Origin of the sequence: Macrococcus bovicus (assembly GCF_004359575.1) — a bacterium.
Classification (GTDB): Bacteria; Bacillota; Bacilli; order Staphylococcales; family Staphylococcaceae; genus Macrococcus; species Macrococcus bovicus.
The window spans coordinates 12838-38984 of record NZ_SCWF01000011.1 but is presented as its reverse complement, the minus strand read 5'-3'; the positions used below and the strand labels follow the sequence as shown (position 1 = coordinate 38984).

The following is a 26147-nucleotide window of genomic DNA, read 5'->3' as shown; positions in this document are numbered from 1 at the left end:
GAACTTATCATGACAACCAATCCACTTGTTTTACAGACCGCACATATCGTCAATATCGGTGACATCGAAGCAGCTAAAGCACGCATCAAACCATATATTCGTGAAACCCCGATGATTCAGTCGATGTACTTAAGTCAGAATGTCGTTAAAGGGAACGTCTACCTCAAGCTTGAAAATATGCAGTACACCGGCTCGTTCAAATTCCGGGGTGCTAACAACAAGATTAACTCCCTGACTGAAGAACAGAAGGCGAAAGGCATCATCGCAGCATCGGCGGGTAACCACGCCCAAGGTGTTGCACTGACGGCTAAACTGATGGGGATTAAAGCGACCATTGTGATGCCTGAGACTGCACCTATAGCGAAGCAGAAAGCGACAGAAGGATACGGCGCAACCGTTGTGCTGAAAGGTGATAACTTCAATGAGACGCGTCTTGCGATGGAGGAAATGGCACAAGAGACCGGTATGACCATCGTCCACCCATATGATGACCGTGAAGTCATGGCGGGGCAAGGTACAATCGGCCTTGAAATTCTGGATCACATCTGGAATGTGAATACAGTCATCCTGCCAGTAGGTGGCGGCGGTCTGATTGCGGGTATTGCCACGGCACTGAAATCATTCAACCCGTCCATTCATATTATCGGCGTCCAGTCAGAAAATGTCCATGGCATGGCGGAATCGTTCAAGAACCGGAAGCTGACGGAACATCGCGACGGTCCGACACTCGCAGATGGCTGTGACGTTAAGATCGCAGGTGATAAGACGTATGAAGTCGTCAAACACCTGGTCGATGAATTCATCCTTGTATCTGAAGATGAAATCGAACACGCCATGAAAGACCTGATGCAGAGAGCTAAAATCATCACTGAAGGCGCAGGTGCCCTGCCGACAGCAGCACTGCTCAGCGGAAAAATCGATCAAGAATATCTGGAATGCAAGAACATTGTCGCACTTGTATCAGGTGGTAACGTAGACTTGACACGTGTCTCAGGTGTGATTGAACATGGTCTGAAAATAGCGGACACCAGTAAAGGTGTCGTAGGCTGAACCATCAGCAGGAACGCTCCTCTCGTTATGAGAGGGGCGTTTTTTACTTTTACAGCCAACAGATTGCTGTTTAATTAGTTATAATAGAAGTAAATCGAAATGAGAGAGACGCATGTATAAACATATTTTTTTCGACTTAGACCATACCTTGCTGGATTTTGCGGCGGGTGAACACATTGCTATTACACAAGTGATTGAATCTGAAGGGCTGGCGGTGACTGCTGAACGCTTCCAGCAGTATCAGTCTATCAACAAAAAGCTCTGGCAGGCGCTTGAACGCGGTGAAATAAAGAAAGATGAAGTGCTGACAAGGCGATTCAGTGAATTCTTTCAGCTGCAGACTATCACAGTGGACGGGGCCTTAAAGGAACAGATCTTCAGGACCGCCATCAATGATAGCCATCAGTTATTACCGGGTGCCATAGAAATACTGGCGTACCTTAAGGACAAACCAGTTATATTGTCATCAGCGACTAATGGGGTGTATGCCACGCAGATGAAGCGGATGAAAGAGGCAGGGATTTATTCTTATTTCAGTCATCATTTCATTTCCGAGGAAATCGGCTATTCAAAACCGCAGCCTGAATTCTTTGCCTATGCACTGAAGCAAGTGAACGCCAGACCAGAAGAAGTACTGATGATAGGAGATTCCATCACATCGGATATCGCGGGCGCTCAAGCAGCGGGCATAGATAGCTGTTATATTGGGCGTGAGAAAGTAGATTCTACCTATTCAATCAGCCATCTGATGGAGCTGACAGACATCATAAAATAAGATGAGGTGAATGAAGTGACATTACGTGGGTCAAAGAGCTGGAAAGCAATCAGCAGTTAAGTATTGTTGCACAAAAAGAAGCACATCGATTTTCGATGTGCTTCTTTGTCAATATGACGATATATTTCATATGTGGCGGATGTTCATCATTTACCGGAACATCATCACAGGGCGGTGTATGAGTTAAATGATGATCAGTCATTCTGATACTTGATCGGTGCCTGTCTGGTCATTAAACTCATCAGATAGCTGATAATGATAATAGACAGCGCAATAGGGAGCCATTCCAGTGAAATACTGTAGAAAGGTAATTTATCGAGTCCTGCTATAGATAATAAGTGATGACGGTGCATCATGTCGACGATAGAAAAGATGATCATACAGACGACGGTTACGCGTTGCACAAAAGGCTTCATCGGTATGATGGCGGCAAGTAATATCAGCAGCATCGTCGTGATTGCTACAGGATAGATCAGAGAGAGGACCGGCACTGACATTCTGATCACCTGGTTTAGTCCTAAGTTCGACAAGATAAAACTGATGAACGAGAAGCTATAGACGAACGTTTTGTAAGGTATCTTCGGCACAATAGAATGGAAATACGTGCTGACTGCAACAATCAATCCAGTGGCTGTTGTCAGACAGGCAATGGTGACAGCAAGTCCCAGTAAAATACGGCCGAAGCTACCGTAGCCGAGCTGTGAGATATGCGTCAGAAGATAGACGCCTAGATTCTTATCATTCTTCGTGATATCTGCCATTTGAGCTGTGCTTAAGTTCACATGGTTGCCGATGAATGCAAGAGAGATATAGACAAGGGCCAGTAACGCACCTGCTGATAGGGCAGCCAGTGTAACAGACTTGAAGAGCTGCTTTTTATCACAGATACCACTCAGCTTGATACTGTTGACGATCAGTATAGAAAAAGTGATAGCCCCCAGTGCATCCATCGTCAGATAACCTTCAGATAAACCGTTTGAGAAACTGGCAGGTAGTGTAGGGAACATCTCCTGATTCCCTGCAGTCTGCGGCGCCTGTCCTAACAGAAAGAAGCCTCTGATGACAATCGCTGTGATGATAAGGAGCAGGATAGGGGTCAGCAATGAGCCGATGCGGTCAACGAGTTTAGTCGGGTTGAGCGAAATATAAGTCACGAGGGCGAAGTAGACGAGTGAAAAGAGCGCCAGACCGACTGCGCCTGGATCTTGAATCGCTGAACCAACAGTCAGTTCATACGCTGTTGTCCCGGTTCTTGGAATAGAGAACAGAGGACCGATGACGATATATATAGTAGAGAGCAGTAAGATAGAATAAAGCGGACTGATCTCATTCAGTGCACCTTCATAGCCCCGCTTATCGAGCGCACCGACGATAACACCGACTAAAGGGAGGCCCACACCTGTCAGGACGAATCCTATCATAACAGGCCAGAAGAAATGCCCGCTTTCCAGACCAAGCTTCGGTGGGAAGATAAGATTCCCTGCGCCGAAGAACATGGCGAATAACATAAAACCGATACTTAATTGTTTTTTCATAGTCATTTCCTTTTTATTGATTTTAAAACCTCTAGCATTATAACACTTTAAAGTGCGATTAACTAGGGAGGCTCTTTTTATTTTCTGACAACTTAACGACTATTGATATGCTATACTCTAAGCTGATATTTTAACGGAGGTTACAATGAATAATTCGATAAAAAAAGAATGGCTTACACGTCCGGGAGCCAATATATTAGCGGGCATCGTAGTCTCACTCGCCCTTATTCCTGAAGTGATTGCCTTTTCGGTGATTGCAGGTGTGGATCCCATGGTTGGCTTATATGCTTCATTTGTGATTGCGCTGACCATTGCATTTACAGGCGGGAGACCTGCTATGATATCTGCTGCTGCCGGTGCAATTGCTTTACTCGTCTTTCCCCTCGTACGTGATCATGGTGTGCACTATCTGTTTGCAGCGACCGTTCTAATGGGCATGATCCAGATTATCTTAAGTCTGCTGAAAGTGGGCCGTCTGATGAATTATATCCCGAATACAGTGATGATCGGGTTTGTGGATTCTCTCGCCATCCTGATTTTCCATTCGCAGCTGCAGCATATATTTGGTTTATCACGTGAGACTTATCTTTTCACTGCAGTGACCATTTTGATTGTCTACTTCGTTCCAAAGTTTTTCACAAGAATACCTGCACCGTTAATCGCAGTCGTTCTGTTGACCACTGTTTCTATTATGACAGGTGCTGATGTGCGAACAGTTGGCGATTTAGGGGACATTAAACGCACGCTCCCTCATTTCTTGGTGCCAGATGTACCTTTTAATATGGAGACGCTGCGAATCATTCTGCCATATTCTCTTTCCATGGCGGTGGTTGGCTTAATAGAAAGTCTGCTTACTGCTCGAATCGTTGATGAAACACTTGATTCAGACAGCGATAAAAACCGTGAGGCAGGTGGGCAAGGTATTGCTAACATTATTTCAGGTTTTTTTGGGGGTATCGGCGGCTGCGCAATGATCGGACAGTCTGTGATGAACTTGAAGTCAGGCGGAACATCGAGACTATCTTCCTTAACAGCAGGTGTCTTCCTGATGTTTATGATTATGGTACTGGGTGATTTTCTTGTTCAGATACCTATGGCGATATTAGCGGGTATAATGGTGGTCGTTGCTTTCAGTACATTTGAATTCAAGACGTTCCGGTTGATGAAGCGGGCGCCAAAAAAAGATGTCCTGGTGATAATGGTGACCATCATTCTTGTTCTGCTGACACATAATCTGGCAGCAGGTGTGATTGTCGGCAGTGTGCTGAATCTGTTGTTGAAGGGAAAAGAACATACTGCGTTTCATATGTAGTAAACCGAGGCCCCGTAACGTCCCGCAAAAGTGGTTTGCAGGACTTTACCCTGTGCAATACTCTTCTGATCAGTAAATTATATAAAGAAAAATAGCGATATACGCTGAGTTTTATCAGGTATATCGCTGTTTTTAATTTCAAATATCCAGGCTATACGATGAAGCAACGGATCAATTCATGTAATTTGACATATACCACAGGGGGGTATAAGATGGAACTGTAGATAAGTTCTATCTTATATTTTTTGGGCGGAATTTATACCCCCCGATCGTATGAAAGGAGTGTCCAGATGTCTGAAGAACATAATCATACTGTGACGCCGAGGAATACAGAAGAGAAAGAAAAGATGCTGAAACGGCTGAAGCGTATAGAAGGGCAAGTCCGTGGCATCCAGAAGATGATTGAAGAGGACCGCTACTGTGTCGATATTCTGATTCAGATCAGTGCTATTGAGTCGGCACTTAAACAAGTCGGCTTCTCAGTGACGGAGCGTCATATGAATCATTGTGTGGCGGATGCCATTCGTAAAGGTGAAGGCGAAGCATCCATCGATGAACTGATGAAAGTATTACGACAATTCGGAAAGTAGGTGCAGATAATGATGCAACAGCTGACCTTACCTATTGAAGGCATGACCTGTGCAGCGTGTTCAACACGTATTGAGAAGGTGCTTAATAAGATGGACGGTGTGGATGCCAAAGTCAATTTAACCACTGAACAGGCGGCGATTGTTTATGACAGTGACAAAGTAACTGTGGATGACCTGAGCGCAAGAATCGAGAAGCTGGGCTATCATGTCAAGGCGACACAAAGTGAGTTCGATGTCATGGGCATGACCTGTGCCGCTTGCTCCAGCCGCATTGAGAAAGTGCTGAATAAGCGGCCGGACATTAAAGCGGCGACAGTCAACCTGACTACTGAAAGCGCAGTTGTGGAATATTATCCGGGTAATATGGACGACACCGCAATCATTGAACGCATTCAGAAGCTCGGTTATGACGCCAAAGTCAAATCAGATGATGCCGAAAAAGTGGATGCCAAAGAAGAGGCACTGAAGAAGAAAAAATACAAACTGCTGCTATCAGCACTGTTATCATTACCGCTCTTTCTGACGATGCTGACGCATATTTTTGGCATTCATCTACCGCATATCATGATGAATCCGTGGTTTCAGTTCATGCTAGCACTACCCGTGCAGTTCATCATCGGCTGGCAGTTTTATGTGGGTGCCTATAAGAACTTAAGAAGCGGCGGTGCGAACATGGATGTGCTCGTCGCACTCGGTACCAGCGCTGCTTTTTTCTATAGTCTGTATGAGGCAGTGAAGACAATCGGACATCCGGACTATCAGCCGCATCTCTATTTCGAGACGAGTGCGGTGCTCATTACACTGATTCTGTTCGGCAAGTACCTGGAAGCACGTGCTAAATCACAGACAACCCGTGCGCTCTCTTCACTGCTGAGTCTGCAGGCAAAGGAAGCGAGAGTTATCTGCAATCATGAAGAAGTGATGATGCCGGTCGAAGAAGTGAAAGCGGGAGACATGCTAGTCGTCAAACCTGGTGAGAAGATACCCGTTGACGGTATCATCATAAAGGGTCATACAGCAATTGATGAGTCGATGCTGACAGGGGAATCCATCCCTGTTGAGAAAACGGCGGAGGATGCGGTGATCGGCGCGACGCTTAACAAGAATGGACATATCACCATGCGCGCGACGAAAGTCGGACGGGATACAGCGCTTCAGTCTATCGTCAAAGTCGTTGAACAGGCGCAAGGCTCTAAAGCACCGATTCAGCGGCTGGCAGATGTGATTTCAGGCTATTTCGTGCCGATTGTCATCGGTATCGCCGCCTTGACCTTTCTGATCTGGATACTCTTTGTGACACCAGGTGCGTTTGAACCGGCGCTGGTCGCAGCGATTGCGGTCCTTGTGATTGCCTGTCCATGTGCGCTTGGACTGGCGACACCGACTTCGATTATGGTCGGTACAGGCCGTGCAGCTGAACAAGGGATTCTCTTTAAAGGTGGCGAACATTTAGAGCGGACACATGCGATTGATACGATTGTCTTAGATAAGACGGGTACGGTGACGAAAGGGAGACCGGAAGTGACTGACTTCACGGGTGACGCTGAGACGCTTCAGTATCTCGCATCCAGTGAAAAAGCATCTGAACACCCACTGGCCACAGCCATCGTCGATTATGCAAGGGAACAGCAGCTCACTTTAAAAGAGATAGAACAGTTTGAAGCAATACCAGGTCACGGTATCAGCACACAGATTGAAGGACGGCGTATTCTGATTGGTAACCGCAAGCTGATGACAGATCAGCATATTGATGTGTCAAATGTAGTCGATGAGATGGCTCGTTATGAAGCACAGGGCAAGACAGCTATGCTGATTGCGGTGGATGAACAGATCAGAGGCATCGTCGCAGTGCAGGATACAGTGAAAGCAACAGCTACAGCTGCAATTCATGAGATGCAGGAGATGGGTATTGATGTCATTATGCTGACAGGTGATAACGAGCGGACAGCGAGAGCCATTGCGCAAACTGTCGGCATTGACGAAGTCATTGCGCAGGTACTTCCAAGTGAGAAGGCAGAGAAGATCAGACAGCTGCAGGCAGCAGGAAGAAAAGTCGCGATGGTCGGTGATGGTGTCAATGATGCGCCGGCTCTTGCAGTCGCTGATATCGGTATCGCCATCGGTACAGGTACAGAAGTGGCGATAGAAGCGGCAGATGTGACCATACTCGGCGGTGAACTGACACTCATCCCACAAGCCATCAAAATCAGCCATGCGACCATCCGTAACATCAAGCAGAACTTAGGATTTGCATTTGGCTATAACATTCTCGGTATTCCGGTAGCAGCACTAGGCCTCTTGGCGCCGTGGATTGCAGGGGCTGCCATGGCCCTATCTTCAGTCAGCGTTGTCACCAATGCACTAAGACTGAAAACCATAAAGATCAAGTAATAAAAACGCATGCTGAACTGTACTGCACCCCAAAAGTTAGACCTAAAATCTGACGTTTGGGGTGCTTTTATTTGGCTAAATATGATCTGGAATTCAAGATGAAAGTAGTAAATGAATATATCAATGGTCCGGGAGGATAGAAGACAGTTGGTGAACGCCATGCAATTGGACATGCAATGGTTCGAAAATGGCATCTGGCTTACTGTGCCTCCGGCATAGAAGGACTGGAACATAAAAAAACAAGAACGAAATATAGTTTAGAAGATAAAATTGCTATACTGAGATGGATGAGGGAAAACGATGCTTCACTGACCATCACCTCCGCCAAATTCCGCATCAATAATCCGTCTCTTATCGCTGCCTGGAGAATTGCTTTTCACAGGCATGGTATAGATGGATTGACTGAAAAGAGGAAAGGACGTCCATCGATGAAGAAACCAAAGAAAGTTGATAAGCGCAAAACTGACTATGTCAAAAACCTTGAATACGAGAATGAACTCCTTAGAGCCGAGCTGGCCTACATAAAAAAGTTGAAAGCTTCAGGGATAAATATACCGAGCCGACTTCTAAAATCGAATCACGGGTCATTAAGGAACTCAGAAAAGAATTCAGATTAAAGGTTATCCTTGAAGCACTTAATTTTCCGAAGGCGACATATATGTACTGGCAGAAACAGTTTGATAAAGAAAATGAAGACCAGGAGATAGAGGATGAGATCAAAAAGATTTTCGAGGAGAATGACGGGAACTATGGGTACAGGAGGATTACAGGCGAGCTGAGAGGGAGAGGCCACCTGATTAACCATAAGAAAGTTCAAAGAATCATGCGTAAATTCAAGCTGAAATCCATCTCATTCACAAGAAAAAGCAGAAGATATTCTTCTTATAAGGGGATGATTGGACGTATCGCTGATAATCTAGTAAACCGCCGGTTTGATACAGGTATCCCCTATCAAAAGATAACGACTGATACATCAGAGTTCAAATACCATTATCTGAATGAAAACGGTAAAGTTTGTATCGGCAAGCTTTACCTCGATCCTTTCATGGATCTGTTTAACAGAGAAATCATCTCATACCGTATATCCGGAAGACTCAATTCCGAAGCCGTCCTGTCAGCTCTTTCTGAGGCAATCGCAGTTACTGATGCATGTGAATTCAGGAGGACCTTTCATAGTGACCAGGGCTGGGCCTATCAGATGGGCGCATATACACGCAAACTCAGTGATAACAGAATATTTCAAAGTATGTCACGCAAGGGCAACTGTCTAGACAATTCTCCTATGGAGAGCTTTTTCAGTGTCCTGAAGCAGGAAATGTTCCATGGAAAAATATACGAAAGCTATGAGCAGCTGGAAGAAGCAATCCACAACTATTATGGTATTACAATAATAAGCGCATTAAATCTAGATTGAACTGGATGAGCCCGGTAGGGTTCAGAGAGGGAACTCTAAGTTTGAAAACTGCATAAAAAAAGGAATGGATTTCTCCATTCCAAAAAAGTCTAACTTTCGGGGGTCACTTCACACTACAAACTAGCATGCGTTTTTTATATAATATAATGAAACAAGTGAAGGGGATGGTTCAATGATTAAACCGGCAAAATTGAAGCGAGGAGACACTGTAGCTATAGTGTCATTGTCAAGTGGTCTTGCAGGCGAAGAAAATATCAAGTGGCGGACCGAACAAGGTATTCAGCGGCTGGAGAAAGTATTTGGCCTACGAGTGAAAGTGATGCCCCATGCATTAAAGGGCATTGAATACCTTTACCAGCACCCTGAAAAGCGGGCAGAGGATTTGCACCAAGCATTGCAAGATGAAGAAGTGAAAGGAATTATCTGCGCGATCGGCGGATACGAGTCAATTAGATTGCTGCCATATATCAATTTTGACATTCTTAGAAAAAATCCAAAAGTATTCTCTGGTTATTCTGATTCAACCATTCAGCATCTCATGTTCTATCGAGCAGGAGTATCTAGTAGCTATGGTCCGGCTTTACTAACTGATTTCGCTGAAAATATCGCGATGGACGAATATACAGTAGATTACATCAGAAAGACATGGTTCAGCAGTGAAGTGATAGGAGAAATAACACCAGCAAAACAGATCAGACAGTATGGCCTGAAATGGGAGCCTGAAAATCAATTTAAAGCACGTGATATGATTACAAATGGGGGCTATGAAGTTTTGAATGGCAGCGGTAAAGTGCAGGGGCATTTAATCGGTGGTTGTTTAGAAACATTGGCGAGTTTAAGAGGAACTTCTCTTTTCCCGACACTAACAGATTTTAAAGGAGCCATATTTTTTGTTGAGACATCTGAGGAATATATCACGCCGATTGACCTAGAGAGTGAGCTCAGAACTCTTGCAACGATAGGCGTATTTGAGCAGATAAATGGTGTCATTGTAGGGAAACCGCAGAATAATGTCTACTACGAAGAATACAAGGGGGTCTGGCAGACTATTATGAATGAATTTGGTTATCATGATTTACCTATCTTATACAACGGCAGTTTCGGACATAATGAACCTAAATGCATCTTACCGTATGGACTTCAGGCAGAAATTGATGTCAACCATCAGACGTTTAAAATACTAGAGGCGGCGGTAAAAAATGAAAGTAACCTTATCAATTGATGAATTAGGATTAACACAGCTTTATCTAAATCAAAGAAAAGTGGAAGCTGTTACAAATTGGCTAAATGAAAATTCAGTAACTTCAACAGTTGTAACAGTTATTTATTACAGAAACAAGCCGTATTTAATTGATGGGCATACAAGAGCATTTGTTGCTTATGGTAATGGAACAAGACAGATTATAGCTGAAATATATGAGGCTGATTTAGATACAGCTGAAATGCAGTTATATTTAACGTGTATAAAATGGTGTCAGGAACAAGGACTTTATCATATTGCAGATTTAAATACGCGAATTATCTCTGAAGAGGTATTTAGTGAAAAGTGGATTCATCGTTGTACAAATTGGATGGATCAAATGCAAAATGAAAAGGAGAGGTCCTTTTTAAATAGTGGCTATAAAAAATAAATAGATGTTAAAAATCCGACCAGGTCGGATTTTTTTATTTCGGTTGTCTTTTAATTTTTTCAATGGCTTTACCTTTTGCGAGTTCATCCACCAGTTTGTCCATATACCGTATTTCTTTCATCAGCGGCTGCTGAATTTCAGCAATTTTGACGCCGCAGATGGAACCTGTGATGAGATGGCGGTTCTCATTCAGCCGGGCGTTGTCATAAAATTCACGCACCGTGCGATCATTCGTTTTATAGTTATCCAGTTCTTCCTGACTATAATTGGTCATCCAACGAATGATTTCGTCCAGTTCTGCCTGTGTCCGATTTTTGCGTTCAACTTTCTTAAGTAAACTGCCATAGATTGAAGAAAACGTCATATTATAAATTCTATGCTGGTCCATCTGATCACCTCATTCTTATTATAATGGATAGCTCTGTTTTGTCATTTAAAGTATCTAATTGAATATTCATAAATGCATAATTTAAAGCTTTATTATTTAAGAAATAAGTAATAGAAAGTGTTCAATTCAAAATCAAGCTGTCAACTGGAAAATATATTATTGAAAAGTCCTTTTGTAACAACTTTTGTCTATTATATGGAAATATTTAATAAATATTGGTTTATTTATAAAATATGTTTACTTAAATAAATATTATGCTTATAATAATTTTGAAATATTGAATCATTACTTACTGGAGGCTGATCATGATTATGAAAAAGTTAGATAAAGGATTTGCGCGAGCGCTTTTAGTGACATCGTTATGCTTTACATCAGCGGTACCGTTTTCTCAACCGGCTCTCGCAGTGACAGAGCAGGGGACAGTAGCGGAGTATGAAGAGCTTGCAACCAATCAGACCATTACTTTACGCGATAGTCTTTATGAAAAGCATTACTTGAAACTGACAGACATTCGAAGTGAGAACGGGAAAGTTAAACTGGTATTTGATTACAATTCACGCTCAATTATCAAAGATTCTTATTTAAATGCGAAATTACTGGTGCAAAACAATGGTCTGAAGACTGTCCAGACATTGAGTAAGAACGTAAAAAGAAAATCTTCTGCCCAGTTCGTCTTTACGATTGATCAGCGTAAGCTTAAACAAACAGATGGTTCTCTCTTTATTCAGTTCAATGTAGCGGAAGCTGCGAAGTCATTCAGCGGCGATAATGTCAAGAAGCTGAAAATCGCGCTTGAAGGGGCACCTGCTACAGAGTTGCCGACAACAGAAGCGCCGACAACCGAAGCGCCGACAACGGAAGCGCCGACAACCGAAGCGCCGACATCTGAAAATCCTGTGGAAGGTCCAGGCTATGTGGTCGTTAACAATGAACGGGTTTCAACGACTCGCGGTTCTGAAAGTACAGGCATGGATGTTCAATCTGTTGTGATGAGAAACGAGATGAATACGATTATTCCTCAAGAAAAGCCAGTAATGATTGATAAGAATATTGAACTGACTCCAGCAGATAAAAAAGCATCGGAAGTCAGCTTGAGCCGTTCTCAGCAACGTTCTTTATCTGATTATGAAGTGGGTGACTCACGGACGTTCAACACTGTGAACATGACTACTAACCAGACGGAATCTACACGTGCACAGCTGCAATATGCAGGAACAAAGGCACTTGTCTGGGTGGCGGATTCTAATGTAACGCAAGCAGATGCTGAGAAACTGGGTAAAGAATTTGACACGAATATTGCATCGCTTATTCACAATAATTTCGGTACGGAATCAGATGTGGATGGCAACGGTAAGGTTAATATTCTTCTATATGATATTAAGGATGGTTTTGGTGAACGGTCTCGCAGTTATGTCGGTGGTTATTTCAGTGGTCGTGACTTATTGGATGTAGCAGGCTCTAATAAAGGTGAGATTTTCTATATGGACACTTATCCTTCTATGGGATATGTAGATAAAACCAAAAAAGATGTCACTAAGATTTATTCAACTGTTGCACATGAATTCCAACATATGGTGAACTTTAATAAGAAGTATTTAGAGCAAGGGCAACCGATGGATACTTATTTGAATGAAGCGTTCTCTATGGCGGCAGAACATATTTACTCAGGTCCTATCAGTGACCGTATTGATTACTACAATAATTCGAGATCCATTCAGAATGGCCATTCACTTACAATTTGGTCGAACGCAGGCGATACTTTATCAAATTATTCTCTTAGCTATCTGTTCGGTCAGTACTTAAATGAGCAGGCAGGGATCGGTGATAGAGTCTATAAAGAAGTGATCAATTATAACGGCAATACGCATGATTCACTGCAGCATGTCATTCATCAATATATCGATCCGAATAAAACAGTGGCTCAGTTTATGACGGACTTCCGTGTAGCTCTCCTGAAAAAAGAGCCGCAAGGGAAATTCAGTCTAGGTGATGAGCAGGAGTTCCAGCGTCTGAATACATTGGTAGCTGACCACGTTCCAGCGCAACTAGAACCGCAGGCATCTGTTGTCTTTAAGGTAGAGGACTTAAGTCGCTTTGAAGCACCTGCTAATAAAGGCACGAATATCAGTTATACAAAAGTGAGCGAATAGGCACTGAGCATCATTCTGCGGAATGATGCTTTTTGATTTCAAATATTATATGAAATCATTACAATGAAAGCAAAGGAGGGTTCTTAATGACCAATCAATTATTTGAACCATTGACGCTGAAGAGTGGAGTGACCATTAAAAATCGTCTCTATAAAGGAGCCATGAGTGAAGCGATGGGCACGAAGGAGCTGGGACCATCTGAAGAACTGATACATGTCTATCATCGCTGGGCTCAAGGGGGTATCGGCTTAGCTCTGACAGGCAATGTCATGGTCGACAGTCGATATTTAGGTGAACCCGGTAATGTAGTGGTGGAAGATTCAAGACATCTTGATATGCTGAAACGCTGGGCCGAAGCCGGTAAAGAGAATGGCAGTCAAATCTGGATGCAGATCAACCATCCGGGTAAACAAAGCCCGAAATCTATGACAAAAGAACCCATTGCCCCGAGCGCAGTGGCGATTACCGGTAGTGCAGCAGGTGGTTTCAATCCACCACGTGAGATGACGAATGAAGAGATAAAAGAGACAGTTCAACGCTTTGTGACAACAGCGACCATCGCTAAGGAAGCCGGATTTACAGGTGTGCAGATTCACGGTGCCCATGGCTATCTTGTCAGCCAGTTCCTGTCGCCGCGTGATAACCGCCGGACAGATGAATATGGAGGCTCTCTTGACAACCGGATGCGCTTCTTAGTTGAAATCTATCAGGGCATGCGTGAAGCATTAGGGGAAGACTATCCGATCAGCCTGAAAATCAATTCAACTGACTTCAAAGAAGATAGCTTCACTGAAGAGGAGTCCACTCTGGTCATCAAGAAAATGGCTGAACTTGGCATGGATCTAGTGGAGATTTCAGGTGGCGATTATGAGAAACCGAAGATGATGAGTGACGGTGAAGTCTTCTTCCTTGATTATGCTGAGAAAGTCAGCCGTGAAGTGGATATGCCGATTGCCGTCATTGGTGGTTTCCGTAAAGAGGAAAGCATGGTAGATGCGATTGAAAAAACAGATGTGTCCATGATCGGACTTGCGAGACCCCTTGTTTTAAGACCGGACCTGCCGAACCGTCTGAAGAATGGCACTTACCGTGAAGTAGTATTACCAAGGCTGTCTACAGGTATTAAGGCGCTTGACGCAGCCATTGGCGGCTTTGCCGGACTGACATACTATGAACAGCAGATTAGTAGGCTGGGCCAAGGGCTACCGCCACAGAAACATACCAATGCATGGTCACCGCTTTTCCATCTTGTGAAAAGTCACGGTCCGGCTGCCCTCTCACCGAGAAGACGCTGATTGAATAAAGCCGAAAAGGCGCGCAACGTTGATGTTGCGCGCCTTTTAAAGTATCAGGACGTTTTGTCCTTAATCAGCCTGAGCCAGTTGGTGTAGAACTGTTCAGCATGACCGGCCCACTGGTTGACAGGCTGCAGGTCAGAGTTATCATCCGGGAAATAATGGCTGGGTTTCTCTGCATGAGGATATCTCTGACGATCACGGATATATTCTTTTTTCAGCGTGTCAGTCTCATACTCCAGGTGACCTAACATAAATGTGTCGCGACTGTCAGGGGTGGTGATGAGATCGGCACCCAGCTGGTCATGTCTCGACAGAATGATGAGTTCGGACAGGTCCTTGTCATCAACAGTGGCATGTCTGGACTGCGGAATGACATAGGAAGGCGCAAGACCAGCTGTCAATGGATGAGGCGCCGTGACCTCATAACGGTAGACACCTGTCAGTTTAGTAGGCAGCACCTTCTTTTGAACACTGAAAGAGTGATGAAGTGCAAACAGAGCGCCCCAGCAGATGAAGAGACGATAGGGAATGACCTGAAACCGGTCCAGCAGCATCCTCAGTTCCTTGCTGTAGTGAACTGCTTCAAACGACAGATGTTCAAGTGGTGCGCCTGTCACGATGAGGCCGTCAAACTCATGAGCGCTGCTGTCACTTGCCCGGTCGTAATAGGACTGACAAGTATAATAGGCCGGATTAGTGGACTCTGGTGCATTTATATAGGCGAATGTAAGGCTGACTTTATAAGGCACTTGATGCAGGATCGCCATCAGTTGATATTCAGCCGCTTTTTTATCCGGCATCAGATTGATGATCAGGAGCCGGATGGCAGCTGTGTCGTTTTTAGCCCCGTCTATCTGCAGGCGACTCAAAGTCTCCGGGTGACCATTTGCCTGGATAACAGACATTTAGATCACACTGAACCCTTTTTCAAGGTCATGGATGATATCGTCAATATGCTCGGTGCCGATTGACAGACGGATGGTCTCAGGTCTGACGCCGCTGGCCAGCTGTTCGTCAGGCGTCAGCTGAGCATGGGTAGTGGATGCCGGGTGAATGATCAGTGACTTGGCATCACCTACATTGGCGAGGAGAGAGAACAGGTCAAGGGCTTCAATGAATTGACGGCCGGCTTCGTAACCCCCTTTCAAGCCGAATGTGAAAATTGAGCCGGCCCCTTTCGGCAGATATTTCTCTTTCAGCTGATGATAAGGGCTATCCGTAAGGCCTGCATAGTCCACCCAGTCCACCTGTGGATGGTCATATAGAAACCGAGCGACTTTCTCCGCATTAGCCACATGGCGTTCGACGCGTAAGGACAGTGTTTCGAGGCCTTGAGCAAGTAAGAATGCATTGAAAGGGGAGAGCGCTGCACCTGTATCTCTGAGCAATGTCGTTCTGATTTTGGCAGTGAATGCCACGTCACCGAATGTTTCATAGAATCTCAGGCCATGGTATGAAGGATCCGGTTCAGTCAAGCCTCTGAATTTGCCGTTCGCCCAGTTGAAGGTCCCGCCTTCTACAATGACACCGCCGATGGACGTGCCATGGCCACCGATGAACTTGGTGGCTGAATGCACGACGATGTGGGCGCCGTGTCTGAGCGGCTGACATAGATAAGGCGAGGCGAAGGTATTATCGACGACAAGGGGAATCTCGTATTCATCTGCCAGGGAAGCGAGCACCCCGATATCTGCTATATTACCTTCAGGGTTGCCGATGGTCTCGATGAAGAGTGCCTTCGTATTCGGCCGGATGGCTTCTCTGACAGCCGTGAGGTCCTCCGTGTCAACGAGAGTGACTGCAATCCCGTACTTACGGAATGTATGAGTCAGTAACGTGTGTGTCCCGCCGTACAGGCTCTTTGCTGCAACGATATGGTCTCCCTGTTCTGCCAGGGCCTGCAGGGCATAGCTGATGGCTGCCATACCTGATGCGACGGCAAGGCCTGCTGTCCCCCCTTCAAGGACTGCTACACGCGCTTCGAAGGCAGCAGTGGTCGGATTCGTCAGACGGCTGTAAATATTGCCGGCTTCTTTCAGGCCGAACAGATTGGCAGCATGCGTCGTATCATCAAACGTAAAAGAAGTGGTCTGATAGATCGGCAAAGCTCTGGCGTTGGCATCGTTCTTGTCAGGCAGTCCTGCATGAAGCTGAAGTGTCTCGAAGTGGTATTGAGTCATAGTGATGATCCTCCTTAAAGATAAAATAAAATACACTTATCCAGAGGGGGATAAGTGCATACGCACAGACTCATCTCTCAGGATATACCTGCTGGAATTAGCACCTTACTGAAAAGGTTGCCGGGTTTCATAGGGCCAGCCCCTCCACCACTCTGGATAAGTGATATTTAATTAATCCTAATCATAATCAGCTCGAACCCTCATGTCAAACTATTTTTTTTGACAATATTAAATTTTCTAAAAATATTGACAAATAAAAATCTGCTCTATATACTGACGATAATTTAATATTTTGAAAGCGAAAAAGAGAAAAAGTAATGACAGCATCTTTTCGACAGCGAGCTTCTGGTGGTGAAATGAAGCAAAAGAACTGTGATGAAAAATGGCCTCTTTGCTGCAAGCTGAAAATGTGAATGAGTAGGTGATGTCCGAGGGTTGGCGCTCGTTATCAACGTCAAAGTATACATCTGTGTACTTGCTGAGGTGCAGTCAGTGATGGCTGGACGAATAAAGGTGGTACCGTGGGCAGACCCCTCACCCTTTACTAACAAGTAAAGGAGTGTGGGGTTTTTTAGTGTGCTATGGAATATGACATGTTGACCCTTTATGCGACAACTGAAGCCAAAAGAAGACAACTGACTCAAAACAGGGGAGGAATTATAGATGACAGTAAATAAAACAGTGACACAACCGAAATTTGATTATGTAGGCAGTTTTCTACGCCCGGAGATTCTGAAAGAAGCACGCGCTCAGTTCGAACGTGGAGAAATCTCTCAAGCGGAACTGACAGCAGTAGAGGACCAGGAGATCATCAAGCTGATTGATAAGATTGAAGCACTCGGCTATACGACTGTGACGGATGGTGAATTCAGAAGAAGCTACTGGCACCTTGATTTCTTCTTCGGCTTTAACGGAATTGAGCGCCAGTTACTGGACCAAGGTTATCAGTTCCGTCATGTTGAGACCAGAAAAGACAGTATTAAGTTTGTAGACAGAATCTCCGGTGATCATCACCCGTTTGTCGAACATTTCAAGTTTGTACGGGATCACGCGCCTGGTCATCTGACGGTCAGACAGACCATCCCTGCACCTGCTCAGCTGCTTGTTGAGCTGACACGTCCTGGCGTCAAGGAATCAGTGGAAGCGGTATATTCCTCCAGGGCAGCTGTAATAGATGATATTGTCAGCACGTATAAACAAGTCATTGATGACCTGTACAGTGAAGGGCTTAAGGTCCTGCAGCTGGATGACTGTTCTTGGGGTATCCATCTGTCAGAAGAGACGGCACGCAAGATTCACGGGGAAGGGAACGGTTCGACCATCCCACTGGATGAGCTGAAGGCAGAGCTGCTTGAGATTAATAACCGCGTCATCCATCAGGCACCTGATGACCTGATCATCAACACGCATGTCTGCCGAGGCAATTACCAGTCAGACTGGGCAAGTGAAGGGCCGTACACAAGAGTGGCAGATGAACTGTTCGGCCGGGAAGATGTCGATGCTTACTATCTGGAATATGATACGGAGCGCGCAGGGGGATTTGAGCCGCTGGAGAAAGTCAGCGGTGATAAGCATGTGGTGCTCGGTCTGATTACTTCGAAGTTTCCGGCTCTTGAAGAGAAGGAAGCAGTCAAAAAACGTATCGATGAAGCAGCGAAATATATCCCTGCTGAACGTCTGAGTATCAGCCCGCAGTGCGGCTTTGCTTCTACAGAGGAAGGCAATCTGCTCACTGAAGATGAACAGTGGGCGAAGCTCAAATGGGTGAAAGAGATTGCTGAAGAGTATTTTGCGGGCAGATAAGGACATGCGATTTCTCTGTCTTCCTGCTATTCAGACAAATGACACCTCGCAAGGTGTCATTTTTCATGTCTATTCGACTTTGTCCATCATTTGAGGAGACTGTCGCCGTGAAAAATATGTTACCCTTAAAGGAAATAAAGGAGGTTATCATGATGGAGACACTTTATCTGGCAGGCGGCTGTTTGTGGGGCGTGCAGGCCTTCGTCAAGACGATTCCAGGCGTCATCTGTACAGAAGCGGGAAGAGCGAACGGAACAAGTTCGGCACTTGAAGGACCGTATGACGGCTATGCGGAATGTGTGAAGACGACATTTGATCCTGACAAGATCAGTGTGACTTCGCTGGTTGACCACCTCTTCATGATCATCGATCCGTATAGCGTCAACCGGCAGGGGGAAGATGTGGGAGAGAAGTACCGGACGGGTGTCTACAGCGAAGATCCTGCCCATCTCTCTCTGGCTGCACGCTATATTCAGAGTCGTCCGGACCGGGAGCGGATTGCAGTTGAGGTGAAGCCGCTCACCCACTATATTCCGAGTGCCGAAGAACATCAGGATCATCTGGCTAAATTCCCGCAGGATTACTGCCATATCCCGCCTGAACTGATGAATCGATACCGGAAAGATTAAAACTTGAAAAAGGAACTTGAAATTCGCGCGGAAATTCATTAGACTAGAAGATAGTTTCGCCTCCATAGTTAAGTGGCATAACGTATCAATGGTAATGATGAATCCTCAGTTCGATTCTGGGTGGAGGCATTATACACCGAAGTCTGTCTAAGACTTCGGTTTTTTTATTGCTATAATATAAGTGAAAGGGTGAAGAGAAATGGCTGATATCAACTGTGCAGCACTTGTTTATATAGAAGACGATCGACTGTTGCTTGTTAAAGTAAGAGAACTCGAAAAATATTATTTACCTGGCGGCAAGATAGAAGTGGACGAAGAGCCGATTGATGCAGCGATCCGCGAGACTTATGAGGAGCTGAATGTCGTATTGGATAAGTCTCTCGTCCGTTATCTGGGGCGGGTGGAAGGGCCCGCTTATCCACAGGATGCCGTGGTTTCATTGGAATGTTTTACATATGACGGGAAATTAAGCGACGTCTCTAAAAATAATGAGATCACTGAAGTCCGTTACTTCGACCTCCGGCACCATGAACAGATTGCGCCGGCAGTGCTGGTGCTTATTGAGCAGTTGAACACGGGGGAATTGTCCTATGCAAAGTGAGAGAATCTTACTGTCGCAACTGCCGGATGAGCTGAAAGAATTAGTAGAGATAAAGGATGCAGAAGCCATCATCAATTATTTCTTTGAATATGATATAGACGAAAGGCGACTTGCTGATGCTTTGTCCCGTTATGCGATTGTAAAAGATGATGTTGAGCTGCACCGGGCATCAGCTGGTGTCTATATGCACTGCCTGCCGTATCTGGATGATGCTTTTCATCTCGCTTATTTTCATGAATGGCGTGCTCTTGAACTGATGGACTTCACTAGTCGTGATGATTTGTCTGATTTTCTGCAGAATCGGGAGCATCCGGATTTTGATATGATTCCTGAGACGCATTATGAATGGGTGCAAAATAAATTGGATGAAATAAGGGGATGATCCGCTGAGTAACGTCTCGCAAAAGGGATTAGCGGGACGATACGCGTAATATGACACAATGCATCATGCCAGTAGTATGATGAATTCACTATAAAGAGAAAAACAGCGATGAACTCTGAAATTTTCAGGCTTTATCGCTGTTTTATTTATCCGATTCCTTTATTTATATTATTCGGCATCTATCCCTCTGGCTGCACGCAGGCCGCTAAAGATACAGCCACCGAGAAATGTACCTTCTAAGGCGCCGTAACCATGGACACCACCGCCACCGAAACCTGCGACCTCGCCGGCAGCATACAGACCTTTAATCAATTCTTCATCCTGATTGAAAACTTGGCTGTTTAAATTGGTCTGAATACCGCCTAATGTCTTGCGGCTGATGATATGAAGTTTGACAGCAATCAGTTTTCTGCCATCCAGGAACTTATGCGGCTTCGCAGTGCGGATAAACTTATCACCCAAGAAATGGCGTGCCCCATTAATAAAAGTGATTTGAGGGTCTTTGCTGAATGGATGATCTACTTGTAAATCGCGCAGCTCAATCTGTTTCCTGATTTCCTCATCATCCAGCAGTTCATTACCGGCAAGCGCGTTCATGCCACTGACTAAATCCTTCAGGTTATCTGCTTCCACAAAATCTTCACCGTCTGTCCGGAACTTTTCAACTGGTGCTGTTGCTGCGCTGGATAAGCGTTCTTTCAAGATGCGGCGATAGTCTTTGTCTGTTAAATCTGGATTCTGTTCTGAGCCTGACAGCACAAACTCTTTTTTCAGGATATCTTCTGTCAGTATAAACCAGGAATAATCATAGCCTGTCTTGCAGATGGATTCCAGTGTATGAAGTGTATCAAATCCGGGATAGTCAGGGGCATCGAAACGCTTGCCCGTCGCGTCGAACCACATCGAAGAAGGGCCTGGAATGATGGATGAGAGAGACAGTAGTTGACGAAAGGCTCAATCAGCCCGGGGCCGGTACCCCACGTGATATGAAAGCGAGGTACTGAATTGCCGTGGCCCGCTGCACTCGTCCCGCCGCGTTCAGCCCAGCCGAGAACAGGCGCGAATTTGATACCCATCGACTTCAGATAACTTTCTTTTTCAAATGCGGCGAAACGAATATAGGCCTCCGCCCATTTCTTCGCCCAGACATCCTCATCATCCAGGCGGTCAAAGCGAGCAGTGCCCAGCCAGTCGTTTAAAGCAAGGTCGTATGAGTCATGCACTTTAAATTTGCGCTGCAGACTTGAATTGACTAAGAACAAGCCGCCGAATGACCAGAATGCCTGACCACCTATCGCTTGCGCCGGTTCCTGGTCCAGCATGACGACATGATGGCCTGTTTTCAGTAATTCTGTCGCAGCGACTAATCCACTTAATCCTGCGCCGATGATTGTGACTGTTTTTGTCATTAGATCCCCTCCTTGAATGCTTTCATTCTAACATGTCAACAGCCAGTTGTTAGGCAATCATGGCATAAAACCTTATAATAACAATGAAAAAGAATTTTGCAGGGGAAGGGGCACACATAACAGGATGAAGGTTCATTTGTTACTATCAATTGTCTTGATAGTAATCGCACTGGTTTACTTAGTGCTGTCGATTTTGATTCCGAGTGACGTACGGATTGGCTCCGGTCTGATCTGTACTGTACTTTCTATCGTCTTTTATTTCGTTTACAGATGGGAAAAAAGATAAAAATCGAGTGGCGAGGGTGAAAGGATAACTTAAACAGAAGGCTTTTGTCGGCGACAGGCATTTAACATTGATGATGAGCACGTTGTCACTACATAATAAGGGATTTGCGTAAGTCATAGAACTATGATATATTTATAAAACGTAATAATTACGATTTATAAAAGGAGAAACTATGGCTAAAAAATCCAAGATAGCAAAAGAGAAGAAAAGACAGGCATTAGTCGAGCAGTACAGAGAAAAACGTGAACAGCTGAAACGCGACGGGGACTATGCAGCACTAGCAAAGTTACCACGCGATTCCTCCCCAACTCGTCTGACTAGACGCTGTGAATTAACGGGGAGACCTAGAGGCGTCTACCGGAAATTCAAACTCTCTCGTATCGCATTCCGTGAACTGGCCCATCAAGGACAGATTCCGGGTGTCAAGAAGTCAAGCTGGTAACAGAAAAGCCCGTTCCTTTAGGAGCGGGCTTGTTATATTCTGAGCAAGATCATATAGGTGAGAGTACCGGCGGCAATAGACAGCAGCATATTGCGTTTCCATAAATGAATCAGCACAATGGCGATAATGGCAGCTATTGCAAGCAGACTGTTCGCAAAGGATGACCATTTGATGTCCCGGAGTGCATAGATAACGAGTAAACCGAATAGAGCAGGCGGCAGAATGCTGCTGAAATACTGAATCATCGGTGGTATCGGTCTATCTGATCTGAAGATGATGAAAGGCAGGAAGCGAGTCAGTAATGTCGTACACGTAATCAGTGCGATCAGCATCAGCTGTTGTGTCAGGGTCATGATGTATCACCCAGCCTGATGAAGTAACGCTGGAAGACGAAAAAGATGACGATCATGACTATAAAGCTGGGGATAAGAAAGTAATCTTTGCCGAACACCATGAGACAGATAATAGAAATCATCATACCGATAGTCGCTGGGGCACGCTTCCCTTTTAGAAACTCATCCAGGAAGATGACCAGGAATAGCGCCGCAAGAACAAACTCCAGACCGGTCAAATCAAATATGATGAAAGAACCGATTAAACTGCCGAGAAGTGAGCCGATGACCCAGTAACTATGAATGAACAGAGTCACATAGAACATGACCAGATTTTTATTCTGCTCCTCCGGGATATGGATGGTCTGATTGACAACAAATGATTCATCACACATGCCGTAGATCAAGTAAGGCTTTAATTTGCCGGTTCCTTTGAAGCGGTCCAGCATAGCAATACCATAGAAAAGATGACGTCCGTTGATCATAAGGGTCATGATAATAGCAGCCAAGGGATTAAAAGTCCCTAATAATAAGACGCCAGCAACGAACTCCATCGACCCTGCCAGCATGATTGCCGCCATCAACGGTGCAAAATAAGCAGGATGACCGAGTTCGTGCATGTAGATGCCGTAAGTGATACCGAGAAACAGGAATCCTGTCATAATAGGGATAGTAGGTGGGAAAGCAGTGTGAATAGCTTCTTTATGTATAGCAGTCCTCCTTTTAGACTTTTGCTTATAGTAACACAAAATCAGTTTTGATTATCAAGAATTTTCAGATAACGTTTCCAATCACTCTCTTTTTGGTTTATTATGGTAAAAAGGAGTGATATCTATGCAATGCAAATGTTCCATTAAGACGTTCCAGTTCAGACATGTTAAGCGTCCCGGCATTCTTATATTAGATGAGGAGCGACGCCTATTAGAGTTCAATGCCTATGGACTAACTGCGGCCGATAGCTTCAGCCAGACACTTCCTATCGACCTGATTGAGAAGGTTGAACTCTCAAAAGGCTTATTACATGATACATTAAGCCTCTATTACGACGGCGAATGGTATAAATGGACTGATTTTCTGGATGACCACTATCAAGGGATATTTAAGGTCTTGCAGGACAGGACAGCTTAAGTTTTTCAGTACATAAAAGCCAGGTTCTTCACAGAACCTGGCTTTTATCTAATTATATTTCATCCAGCTTTCGTACTTGATACCGGTTGCTTCACAGCCTAGCTTATCATTATCACGATCATGTTTTGTTAAATAAGAAACATGGTGAACCGTAATACCATATGGATAATACTTCTTGACTTCTGTACAGTTTTTTAAATATTTTGGCGCACCGTTTCTGTATTTTGAAGTCGGATAACCGGCTTTAGAGGTGGCTGGCTTAGCAGTTGATGTAGGGGTCACGAATCCTTCCCCTTTTGTGTTCACATAACCTGCTTTAGACCAAATGCGTAATTTCTGTGCTTTAGCATCACTCTCACTTTTTTTCAGTGTGTTCAGATAATACTTCTGACTCATGATGTAACCGACACGTGCATAGCCGTTTTTAACCATGACGTTGTTAACGAGTACGTTATCAGCATATAAATAGACAAGATGACGCCCATTTTTGTCTTTCTTGATTGCATTGTCATAAGCGATGGTCAGTTTTTTGCCTTGCAGGTATTTTGTAAGGTATGCTTTCGCTTCTTTACTGTACGGCTGGCCTACTTTTGAAGAGGTAGCGATTTCTGGTGCGTCAATCAGAAGGAGGCGCAGTGTAAAGCTGGTGCGACTGTTTTTCACCCTGACTGTATCACCGTCAATGGTGGAAACGTAGGAGACGGCCGTTTTCTTGGATAATGCGTATGATTGAGGTGCAGGAATCAAGAGCAGCAGCAATAAAATAGTGATCAATACTTTAAATGATTTCATCTTTTTTCCCCCTTTGTTTATTTGTTCTATCATTATTATATTTAACTTTTTAAAGATATCTACATATTTTTTACATATTCAGTTAAAAAAATGCGCTGAGATTTTAAGATTATAAATATTCTGTACATTCTGATATTGTTTATGTATAATAAATAACAACAATTAAATAGATAGAGATGAGGCGCATTGATCATCAGTAAGTAAAGTCTGGAAGCTGCAAATACTTTGCTGAAAGGGTGAGATGCCGAAATGTAGTGATTCTTGCAGGGATGGCTATGTTGGATTATTGAGTTAAGAGCTCTTAGTCTGTCATTATTTGAAAAATAATGGAGTGCATCACTTGTAAATAGATTAAACAAGTTCATTCCAGTGATGAACTTGTTTTTTTGTTTTCAGATGCCATGGGAGGATATAGTGTGACAAAACGTAGTGTAATCAAATTTGGTGGAACTTCGGTAGCGGATTTCACCAAGCTCAGAAATATCAGCCGCTACCTGAAAGACAGAACGGCACAAGGTGAGCAGCTTGTCGTCGTAGTGTCTGCGATGGGCAAGACGACAGATGAACTGCTCAGCAATGTAGAACTGCTGACAGCAAAGCCGAATGAACAGGATCTGGCACTCCTCTTGACGACAGGTGAACAGCAGACTATTTCGTATCTGTCGATCATCCTGAAAGAACAAGGAGTGGCGACGCGGGCGATGACTGGCTTTCAGGCAGGCATCAGAACGAAAGGGCATCATCTGAAAAGTAAAATCCTCAATATTGATGAACAGAAGTTTGAACAGGCATTTGAAACTTGCGACGTCGTTGTCGTAGCTGGATTCCAGGGGATGAATGAGCTGGGTGAAATCACGACTCTGGGTCGCGGGGGCAGCGATACAACGGCTGTCGCAATTGCATCAGCCCTCAATGTTTCATGTGAAATATACACAGACGTAGCCGGCGTTTACGGGACAGACCCGCGGATCTACCCGGCGAAACGTCTTGATTATGTAAGCTACGAAGAGATGATGGAGATGAGTGCATTAGGTGCCGGTGTTCTTGAGACACGAAGCGTAGAGATCGCTAAAAATTATCAGATACCGATTTATTTGGGACAGACATTATCAGACGAGAAGGGGACTTGGATTATGGCACAAGAAGAAATACTGGAGAGAAAAGCGGTCACGGGCGTCGCGCTTGATAAGGATATGGACTATGTGACAATCAGCTATCCGATGAATGACTCAGCACTGCTGAAAAAATTATTTGAACTGCTGGAACAGGAAGAAGTCAATATCGATATGATTTCGCAGATCGTCAACATGGAAGGTCTGCAGATTTCCTTCACTATGAAAGATACGGATACTAATCAGATCAATAAGATTTTCACGATACTGCAGTCTGAATATCCACCGCTGAATTTTATTATTCAGGAAGACTATGTCAAAGTATCAGTCATCGGTTCCGGCATGAGAGATATGTCAGGAGTGGCAAGTAAAGTGTTCATGACACTTCTTGATAACCACATTCCGTTCTATCAGGTCACAACATCAGAAATCAGTATCTCATATGTAGTCGATCAGCAGAACGGTAGACAAGCAGTCGAGCAGCTATGTTCAGCTTTTGAGCTATAAAAAGAGGAGG

Annotated in this window: 25 protein-coding genes, 1 tRNA gene, 2 pseudogenes and 2 riboswitches; of the genes and pseudogenes, 20 read left to right on the top strand and 8 right to left on the bottom strand. The window is 44.6% G+C overall.

The genetic code is table 11. From position 1 onward, the window contains the following. Positions 1-9 precede the first annotated feature (9 nt). Together tdcB and ERX55_RS09210 are read left to right on the top strand one after the other, a co-directional pair. On the top strand, positions 10-1050 hold the full coding sequence (tdcB, locus tag ERX55_RS09215; RefSeq protein ID WP_133452283.1) for a bifunctional threonine ammonia-lyase/L-serine ammonia-lyase TdcB: 1041 nt from the start codon (positions 10-12) through the stop codon (positions 1048-1050). Positions 1051-1162: 112 nt separating this feature from the next. Further along, positions 1163-1825 (top strand): YjjG family noncanonical pyrimidine nucleotidase, encoded by a 663-nt coding sequence (locus ERX55_RS09210; protein WP_133452282.1) that lies wholly within the window; start codon positions 1163-1165, stop codon positions 1823-1825. A gap of 194 nt (positions 1826-2019) precedes the next feature. On the opposite strand, the gene brnQ is transcribed toward ERX55_RS09210, so the two are convergent. Continuing rightward, complete coding sequence (gene brnQ / locus ERX55_RS09205; RefSeq protein ID WP_133452281.1) at positions 2020-3360, bottom strand: branched-chain amino acid transport system II carrier protein; 1341 nt, start codon at positions 3358-3360, stop codon at positions 2020-2022. Between the two features lie 145 nt (positions 3361-3505). Here brnQ and ERX55_RS09200 point away from each other — a divergent pair. The 8 genes and pseudogenes from ERX55_RS09200 to ERX55_RS09165 form a co-directional block, all read left to right on the top strand. Continuing rightward, positions 3506-4636 (top strand): annotated as a pseudogene (locus tag ERX55_RS09200) (SulP family inorganic anion transporter); the annotation flags it as partial. A gap of 326 nt (positions 4637-4962) precedes the next feature. After that, complete coding sequence (locus ERX55_RS09195; RefSeq protein ID WP_133452279.1) at positions 4963-5262, top strand: metal-sensing transcriptional repressor; 300 nt, start codon at positions 4963-4965, stop codon at positions 5260-5262. A gap of 9 nt (positions 5263-5271) precedes the next feature. After that, positions 5272-7653, top strand: coding sequence for a heavy metal translocating P-type ATPase (locus tag ERX55_RS09190; protein WP_133452278.1), 2382 nt, complete (start codon positions 5272-5274; stop codon positions 7651-7653). A 176-nt stretch (positions 7654-7829) separates the two neighbouring features. Next, positions 7830-8270, top strand: coding sequence for a transposase (locus tag ERX55_RS09185; protein ID WP_133452277.1), 441 nt, complete (start codon positions 7830-7832; stop codon positions 8268-8270). Then, the gene (locus ERX55_RS09180; RefSeq protein WP_133452276.1) at positions 8225-9067 is read left to right on the top strand and encodes an IS3 family transposase; all 843 of its coding nucleotides are present in this window, start codon (positions 8225-8227) and stop codon (positions 9065-9067) included. The genes ERX55_RS09185 and ERX55_RS09180 overlap by 46 nt, the downstream gene beginning before the upstream one ends. Beyond that, positions 9052-9123, top strand: coding sequence for a hypothetical protein (locus ERX55_RS11690; protein ID WP_133452324.1), 72 nt, complete (start codon positions 9052-9054; stop codon positions 9121-9123). Before ERX55_RS09180 ends, ERX55_RS11690 begins: the two co-directional genes overlap by 16 nt. 116 nt (positions 9124-9239) lie before the next feature. Next, the gene (locus ERX55_RS09170; protein ID WP_133452275.1) at positions 9240-10289 is read left to right on the top strand and encodes a S66 family peptidase; all 1050 of its coding nucleotides are present in this window, start codon (positions 9240-9242) and stop codon (positions 10287-10289) included. Beyond that, entirely contained in the window at positions 10267-10698 is a 432-nt protein-coding gene (locus ERX55_RS09165) for a hypothetical protein (protein ID WP_133452274.1), read from the top strand. The genes ERX55_RS09170 and ERX55_RS09165 overlap by 23 nt, the downstream gene beginning before the upstream one ends. A gap of 34 nt (positions 10699-10732) precedes the next feature. Here ERX55_RS09165 and ERX55_RS09160 read toward each other — a convergent pair whose 3' ends face one another. Beyond that, complete coding sequence (locus ERX55_RS09160) at positions 10733-11086, bottom strand: DUF2200 domain-containing protein (protein WP_133452273.1); 354 nt, start codon at positions 11084-11086, stop codon at positions 10733-10735. Between the two features lie 305 nt (positions 11087-11391). Here ERX55_RS09160 and ERX55_RS09155 point away from each other — a divergent pair, with 305 nt between their 5' ends. Beyond that, the gene (locus ERX55_RS09155; protein ID WP_133452272.1) at positions 11392-13236 is read left to right on the top strand and encodes a M30 family zinc metallopeptidase; all 1845 of its coding nucleotides are present in this window, start codon (positions 11392-11394) and stop codon (positions 13234-13236) included. 86 nt (positions 13237-13322) lie between these two features. Continuing rightward, complete coding sequence (locus tag ERX55_RS09150; protein WP_133452271.1) at positions 13323-14531, top strand: NADH:flavin oxidoreductase/NADH oxidase family protein; 1209 nt, start codon at positions 13323-13325, stop codon at positions 14529-14531. Positions 14532-14584: 53 nt separating this feature from the next. Here ERX55_RS09150 and ERX55_RS09145 read toward each other — a convergent pair whose 3' ends face one another. Together ERX55_RS09145 and ERX55_RS09140 are read right to left on the bottom strand one after the other, a co-directional pair. Beyond that, positions 14585-15439: a homoserine O-acetyltransferase/O-succinyltransferase family protein gene (locus tag ERX55_RS09145; protein WP_133452270.1), complete on the bottom strand. Its 855-nt coding sequence runs from the start codon at positions 15437-15439 to the stop codon at positions 14585-14587. After that, positions 15440-16714 carry an O-acetylhomoserine aminocarboxypropyltransferase/cysteine synthase family protein gene (locus tag ERX55_RS09140; protein WP_133452269.1) on the bottom strand — a complete coding sequence of 425 codons (1275 nt, stop codon included), beginning with the start codon at positions 16712-16714 and terminating at the stop codon, positions 15440-15442. A gap of 67 nt (positions 16715-16781) precedes the next feature. Further along, positions 16782-16877, bottom strand: a riboswitch (SAM riboswitch). A gap of 500 nt (positions 16878-17377) precedes the next feature. Between ERX55_RS09140 and ERX55_RS09135 the strand changes: the two genes are divergently transcribed. From ERX55_RS09135 to ERX55_RS09115, 5 genes are all read left to right on the top strand, one after another. Then, entirely contained in the window at positions 17378-18517 is a 1140-nt protein-coding gene (locus ERX55_RS09135) for a 5-methyltetrahydropteroyltriglutamate--homocysteine S-methyltransferase (protein ID WP_133452268.1), read from the top strand. Positions 18518-18669: 152 nt separating this feature from the next. After that, entirely contained in the window at positions 18670-19146 is a 477-nt protein-coding gene (locus ERX55_RS09130) for a peptide-methionine (S)-S-oxide reductase (protein ID WP_133452323.1), read from the top strand. Positions 19147-19204: 58 nt separating this feature from the next. Further along, positions 19205-19275 (top strand) — tRNA-Thr (locus tag ERX55_RS09125). Positions 19276-19345: 70 nt separating this feature from the next. Further along, complete coding sequence (locus tag ERX55_RS09120) at positions 19346-19747, top strand: NUDIX hydrolase (RefSeq protein WP_133452267.1); 402 nt, start codon at positions 19346-19348, stop codon at positions 19745-19747. Beyond that, positions 19737-20129 carry a hypothetical protein gene (locus ERX55_RS09115; RefSeq protein ID WP_133452266.1) on the top strand — a complete coding sequence of 131 codons (393 nt, stop codon included), beginning with the start codon at positions 19737-19739 and terminating at the stop codon, positions 20127-20129. The genes ERX55_RS09120 and ERX55_RS09115 overlap by 11 nt, the downstream gene beginning before the upstream one ends. A gap of 168 nt (positions 20130-20297) precedes the next feature. Here ERX55_RS09115 and ERX55_RS09110 read toward each other — a convergent pair. After that, a pseudogene (locus ERX55_RS09110) lies at positions 20298-21538 on the bottom strand (FAD-binding protein). Between the two features lie 458 nt (positions 21539-21996). Between ERX55_RS09110 and rpsN the strand changes: the two are divergent. Then, on the top strand, positions 21997-22266 hold the full coding sequence (gene rpsN, locus ERX55_RS09105; protein WP_133452265.1) for a 30S ribosomal protein S14: 270 nt from the start codon (positions 21997-21999) through the stop codon (positions 22264-22266). Between the two features lie 32 nt (positions 22267-22298). Here rpsN and ERX55_RS09100 read toward each other — a convergent pair whose 3' ends face one another. Together ERX55_RS09100 and ERX55_RS09095 are read right to left on the bottom strand one after the other, a co-directional pair. Beyond that, positions 22299-22619: a branched-chain amino acid transporter permease gene (locus ERX55_RS09100; RefSeq protein ID WP_133452264.1), complete on the bottom strand. Its 321-nt coding sequence runs from the start codon at positions 22617-22619 to the stop codon at positions 22299-22301. Beyond that, positions 22616-23260 (bottom strand): AzlC family ABC transporter permease, encoded by a 645-nt coding sequence (locus ERX55_RS09095; protein ID WP_133452263.1) that lies wholly within the window; start codon positions 23258-23260, stop codon positions 22616-22618. Before ERX55_RS09095 ends, ERX55_RS09100 begins: the two co-directional genes overlap by 4 nt. Before the next feature lie 172 nt (positions 23261-23432). On the opposite strand from ERX55_RS09095, the gene ERX55_RS09090 reads away from it, so the two are divergent. After that, positions 23433-23726, top strand: coding sequence for a hypothetical protein (locus ERX55_RS09090; protein ID WP_133452262.1), 294 nt, complete (start codon positions 23433-23435; stop codon positions 23724-23726). Between the two features lie 48 nt (positions 23727-23774). Here the strand turns inward: ERX55_RS09090 and ERX55_RS09085 are convergent, their stop codons facing one another. Next, complete coding sequence (locus tag ERX55_RS09085) at positions 23775-24518, bottom strand: thermonuclease family protein (RefSeq protein ID WP_165983765.1); 744 nt, start codon at positions 24516-24518, stop codon at positions 23775-23777. A gap of 168 nt (positions 24519-24686) precedes the next feature. After that, a riboswitch (Lysine riboswitch) is annotated at positions 24687-24863 on the top strand. 71 nt (positions 24864-24934) lie between these two features. Between ERX55_RS09085 and ERX55_RS09080 the strand changes: the two genes are divergently transcribed. Further along, a complete protein-coding gene (locus ERX55_RS09080) occupies positions 24935-26137 on the top strand; it encodes an aspartate kinase (RefSeq protein ID WP_243721490.1) in 1203 nt (400 codons plus the stop codon). Positions 26138-26147: the final 10 nt, after the last annotated feature.

Bases quoted from the DNA above. Each gene is read 5' to 3' on its own strand.
- ERX55_RS09115 (WP_133452266.1), top strand. From the start codon at position 19,737: ATGCAAAGTGAGAGAATCTTACTGTCGCAACTGCCGGATGAGCTGAAA.
- ERX55_RS09185 (WP_133452277.1), top strand. From the start codon at position 7,830: ATGGTTCGAAAATGGCATCTGGCTTACTGTGCCTCCGGCATAGAAGGA.
- ERX55_RS09100 (WP_133452264.1), bottom strand. From the start codon at position 22,619: ATGACCCTGACACAACAGCTGATGCTGATCGCACTGATTACGTGTACG.
- ERX55_RS09155 (WP_133452272.1), top strand. From the start codon at position 11,392: ATGATTATGAAAAAGTTAGATAAAGGATTTGCGCGAGCGCTTTTAGTG.
- ERX55_RS09130 (WP_133452323.1), top strand. From the start codon at position 18,670: ATGGAGACACTTTATCTGGCAGGCGGCTGTTTGTGGGGCGTGCAGGCC.
- brnQ (WP_133452281.1), bottom strand. From the start codon at position 3,360: ATGAAAAAACAATTAAGTATCGGTTTTATGTTATTCGCCATGTTCTTC.
- ERX55_RS09135 (WP_133452268.1), top strand. From the start codon at position 17,378: ATGACAGTAAATAAAACAGTGACACAACCGAAATTTGATTATGTAGGC.
- ERX55_RS09150 (WP_133452271.1), top strand. From the start codon at position 13,323: ATGACCAATCAATTATTTGAACCATTGACGCTGAAGAGTGGAGTGACC.
- ERX55_RS09120 (WP_133452267.1), top strand. From the start codon at position 19,346: ATGGCTGATATCAACTGTGCAGCACTTGTTTATATAGAAGACGATCGA.
- ERX55_RS09140 (WP_133452269.1), bottom strand. From the start codon at position 16,714: ATGACTCAATACCACTTCGAGACACTTCAGCTTCATGCAGGACTGCCT.
- ERX55_RS09170 (WP_133452275.1), top strand. From the start codon at position 9,240: ATGATTAAACCGGCAAAATTGAAGCGAGGAGACACTGTAGCTATAGTG.
- ERX55_RS09085 (WP_165983765.1), bottom strand. From the start codon at position 24,518: ATGAAATCATTTAAAGTATTGATCACTATTTTATTGCTGCTGCTCTTG.
- ERX55_RS09145 (WP_133452270.1), bottom strand. From the start codon at position 15,439: ATGTCTGTTATCCAGGCAAATGGTCACCCGGAGACTTTGAGTCGCCTG.
- ERX55_RS09190 (WP_133452278.1), top strand. From the start codon at position 5,272: ATGATGCAACAGCTGACCTTACCTATTGAAGGCATGACCTGTGCAGCG.
- ERX55_RS09095 (WP_133452263.1), bottom strand. From the start codon at position 23,260: ATGACAGGATTCCTGTTTCTCGGTATCACTTACGGCATCTACATGCAC.
- ERX55_RS09090 (WP_133452262.1), top strand. From the start codon at position 23,433: ATGCAATGCAAATGTTCCATTAAGACGTTCCAGTTCAGACATGTTAAG.
- ERX55_RS09165 (WP_133452274.1), top strand. From the start codon at position 10,267: ATGAAAGTAACCTTATCAATTGATGAATTAGGATTAACACAGCTTTAT.
- ERX55_RS09195 (WP_133452279.1), top strand. From the start codon at position 4,963: ATGTCTGAAGAACATAATCATACTGTGACGCCGAGGAATACAGAAGAG.
- tdcB (WP_133452283.1), top strand. From the start codon at position 10: ATGACAACCAATCCACTTGTTTTACAGACCGCACATATCGTCAATATC.
- ERX55_RS09160 (WP_133452273.1), bottom strand. From the start codon at position 11,086: ATGGACCAGCATAGAATTTATAATATGACGTTTTCTTCAATCTATGGC.
- rpsN (WP_133452265.1), top strand. From the start codon at position 21,997: ATGGCTAAAAAATCCAAGATAGCAAAAGAGAAGAAAAGACAGGCATTA.
- ERX55_RS09210 (WP_133452282.1), top strand. From the start codon at position 1,163: ATGTATAAACATATTTTTTTCGACTTAGACCATACCTTGCTGGATTTT.